Annotated in this window: 4 protein-coding genes and 1 pseudogene; all 5 read right to left on the bottom strand. The window is 72.8% G+C overall.

Translation table 11 applies throughout. From position 1 onward, the window contains the following. Window positions 1–59: 59 nt before the first annotated feature. Complete coding sequence (locus tag ACFQ4O_RS16265) at window positions 60–596, bottom strand: SRPBCC family protein (protein WP_378777210.1); 537 nt, start codon at window positions 594–596, stop codon at window positions 60–62. Then, window positions 596–1,567 (bottom strand): vWA domain-containing protein, encoded by a 972-nt coding sequence (locus ACFQ4O_RS16260; RefSeq protein WP_378777208.1) that lies wholly within the window; start codon window positions 1,565–1,567, stop codon window positions 596–598. Before ACFQ4O_RS16260 ends, ACFQ4O_RS16265 begins: the two co-directional genes overlap by 1 nt. Further along, window positions 1,564–2,121, bottom strand: a complete 558-nt coding sequence (locus ACFQ4O_RS16255) for a hypothetical protein (RefSeq protein ID WP_378777206.1) — start codon at window positions 2,119–2,121, stop codon at window positions 1,564–1,566. The genes ACFQ4O_RS16260 and ACFQ4O_RS16255 overlap by 4 nt, the downstream gene beginning before the upstream one ends. Next, window positions 2,118–3,161 carry a vWA domain-containing protein gene (locus ACFQ4O_RS16250; RefSeq protein ID WP_378777204.1) on the bottom strand — a complete coding sequence of 348 codons (1,044 nt, stop codon included), beginning with the start codon at window positions 3,159–3,161 and terminating at the stop codon, window positions 2,118–2,120. Before ACFQ4O_RS16250 ends, ACFQ4O_RS16255 begins: the two co-directional genes overlap by 4 nt. Beyond that, window positions 3,158–3,421: pseudogene (locus ACFQ4O_RS16245) on the bottom strand (hypothetical protein); the annotation flags it as partial. The gene ACFQ4O_RS16250 and the pseudogene ACFQ4O_RS16245, both read right to left, overlap by 4 nt.

The raw sequence follows: 3,421 nt of genomic DNA, 5'->3' as shown, positions 1-3,421 counted from the left end.
GGCCGCGCACGCGGCGGCGAGCTCCAGCGCGGCGGCGAGGCGAGCGGCGGAGCGCCCGATCACTTGCCTTCGACCTTCGCCTTCAGGCCGGCGAGGCCGGCCTCGAAGAACTCGGTCATGCCGGCGACGGCGGACTCGTCGTCCTTGCCCTCCGGCGGCTCGTTGGAGGTGTCGGCGCGGTAGAACCGGCCCTGCCAGGTCACCTCGGAGCCGCCGTCCTTGGGCGCGACCGAGATGGTGGCGGAGTAGGAGCTCACCGGCAGCACCTCGCCGGCGTCGCCCGACAGGCGGTAGCCGTAGAGCATCTTGCCTTCGTCATACTCGTCGAGGCCTTCGACGATCTCGCCGGTCTTGCCCTTGACCGAGAACTTGCGCTCGGCGCTCTGGCCGCTGGCCGGACCCTCGCTCTTCTCGACGGACGGGTGCCAGGACTGGATCGCGCCGAAGTCCTTCAGCACGGCCCAGACCTTGGCCGGCTCGGCCTTGATCTCGACCTTCTGCTCGACCTTCTGGGGGGTGGGGCCATGGGCGTAGGCCGGCGCCGCCACGGCGAACGCGACGGCTGCGGCGGCGGCAGTGAAGCGCATGTGAAACATCAGGACGACACTCCTTGAGCGTGAAGGGGACGGCGCCGGCGCGGCCTCGCGACGAGCGACGCCCCGTAGAGAGCGGTCAGCGCCAGAAGCGCGGCCGCGGCGGGGGCGGGCGAAAGATCGATCGGCACCGCGTGCGGATGCGGGCGGGCGTTGGCGGCGATGGCGGCCGCCAGTTCGTCGCCGGTCCCGAGCCGGGCGTAGCCGAGCCCGGTCAGCTGGCCGAGGCGCTGGAGATAGGGCTCCTTGACCGAGGTCAGGTGCTCCTCGCCCTCGGGCATCTCGCCGAACGGCGCGTTGCGGGCGTTGTAGCCCGGCAGGTTCTCCGCGCCTTTGGGCGGGCCTCCGAGGCGCGAGGCCTGAGGCACGTCCTCCATGGAGTAGAAGCCGATCTCGCGCCCGAAATCGTTGTATTTGGGGATCGGGACCAGATCGGTTCCGCCCACGCCCACGATCAGGCCGCGCACGCGCTCGCCGTCGTAGGTCTGCTCCATGTCGGTGCGCAGCGGCGGCGCCTCCTGCCCGTCGGTCAGGAACACCACGTCGGCGCCGGTCGGGCGCGTGGCGTTGATCGCCCGGAACAGGCCGGCGGAGATGCGGCTGTCGCCCTCCCAGCCCATGCGCCAGTCGAGCCCGCCGATGGCGCCGGAGATCGCCACGTAGTTGCGGCAGGTCTCCATGGGCTCGAACAGCAGGAACACCCGCCGCTCGGTGAACACGCCGAGCCCGAAGCGCGAGCCGCAGGGCATCCGCCCCACCGCCGCCGCGAGCCGCCGCTTCACCGTGGCGAGCCGGCTCTCCGGCTTGCCGTCCGCCGCCACATAGTCGCGGGCGTTCATGCTGCCGGTGATGTCCACATAGGCGATGACGTCGTAGGTGGGGCGCTCGGCCTGCGCCTCCGGCTGCAGCGCGGCCGCGACGGCGAGCGCGAACGCGCCCGCGAGCGCCAGCGTCCGCAGGTCGGGCCGCCTCACGGCAGGCCCCGCGGCAGGCCCGGCAGGTCGGTCCAGAGCTTCTTCGGCTGGGCCTGCGCCTCTTCCTCGCCGCGCTCCACCTCGGGGAAGTCGCGCACCAGCCGCATCACCACGTCGAGATTGTAGCGGGCGTCCCAGAGGTCGGGATCGGCGCGCAGCGCCTCCTTGTAGGCCTCCTTGGCGAGCCGCACCTCGGGGATCGCAAGGTCGATCTTGGTGGCCTCGATGGCGGCGATCGCCCGGCGGGCGCGGGCGTTGCCCACGTCGTAATGGAACCGCGCCGTCACCTGCCGCGGCGCCCGGTCGGTGAGGCGCGTGACGAGCCCCTGCGCCTCGTCGATGCGGTCGCGCACCAGCAGGTAATGCGCGCGCTGGAACAGCAGCGCGCCGCTGGCGTCGTCCGGCGGGGCGACGTCGCGGTTGGCGACCATCTCCCGCTGGAGCGCCGCCTCCTTCGACACGCCCATGAGCCGCCAGCCGGTGAACCCGAGCGCCGCCAGCGCCACGAGCAGAAGGACGGGCGGAAGCAGGCTCTTGAACAGACGGAGCCTCATGACGCGGCCCTCCGCGGCTGCAGCGCGCCGCCGCGGCGAACCGGGGCGGGCGCGTCGTCGAGACGGCGCTCGGCGAGCTTCGCGCCGAGCAGCAGGAGCAGCGCGCCGGCGGCCAGCGCGTAGAACGCCCAGTCGAGGTCTTGCCGCGGGATCGTCTCCACATAGGTGGTCGGGCGCTGCTCGAGCTGGTCGATCTCCTTGATCGCCGCCGAGACCTCCTGGGCGCTGTTGGCCTCGAACGCGCGGTACGGCAGGCCGAGGCTCTTCAGGAAGATGTCGAGATGGCGCTCGGGATAGGTCTGCGGGCTGTCCGGATCGCCGGGGGGCGGCTTGTCGTAGATGCCGCGCGCCCCTTGCGTGCGCAGGAACAGCCAGTAGAGCCGCACCGGATTGCGCCGGGAGGCGTCGCGCAGCGCGTCCTGCACCCGGCGGTCGATCACCGCCGCGCCGTCCGACACCATGACGATGGCGCGGGAGGTCTCGGTGGACTCGTCGTCGAACAGCGAGAAGGCGAGCGACAGCCCCCGGCCCACGTCGGTGTGGGCGAGGCCCGGCCGGTCGATCGCCGCGATCGCCGCGCGCACGGCGTCATGCCGGTCGGTCATGGGCGAAACCAGCATGGGCGCGGTGGAGAAGGCGGCCACCGCCACCCGGTCCGCCGGTCGGCGGGTGGCGAAATCGGTCAGCAGCCGCCGCGCCGCCGCGGATTTCGACTCCTCCGCGCCCGTGGGCGAACGGTTGGCGAAGGTGGAGTCCATGCTGGACGAGCGGTCGATCAGCAGCACGATGTTGGCGCCCACGCCCCGGCGCTCCACCTGCTGGTCGCGGCGATGGGCGCCCGTGAGCCCGAACACGAGGAAGGCGATGGCGAGCATCCCGAGCGTGGTCAGCGTGGCGCTGATGGCGCTCGACAGCGGATCGCGCGGCGCGAGCGCCTCCGATGGCGTGGCCGAGGCGCGCAGGGGCGAGCCCGCGAGCGGCAGCAGCGCCAGCGGCAGCAGCAGCAGCAGCCACGGATGGTCGAAGCCGATCCACGTCATGAGGCGCGCTCCGCCCCCGCGAGATCGCGCGCGAGCCGGGTGAGCGCGTCCGCGGACAGGCCGGTGGCGGCCGGAGCGGCGCCGCCGAAGAACACCCGGCGCGAAGCGTCAAAGAAGGCGCGGATGCCGGCCTCGTGCCGGGCGAAGGCCGGACGCTCGGCGAGGAAGGCGCCGAGATCGTCGCCGAGCAGGCGCTTGCCCGCCGTCGCGTCGAACGCCCGATGCAGGTCGATCAGCGCCTCGCGCCAGCCGGTCTCGCC

Origin of the sequence: Methylopila musalis, assembly GCF_042679725.1 — a bacterium.
Taxonomy (GTDB): Bacteria; Pseudomonadota; Alphaproteobacteria; order Rhizobiales; family Methylopilaceae; genus Methylopila; species Methylopila musalis.
This window is presented reverse-complemented; position numbering and strand designations above follow the sequence as displayed.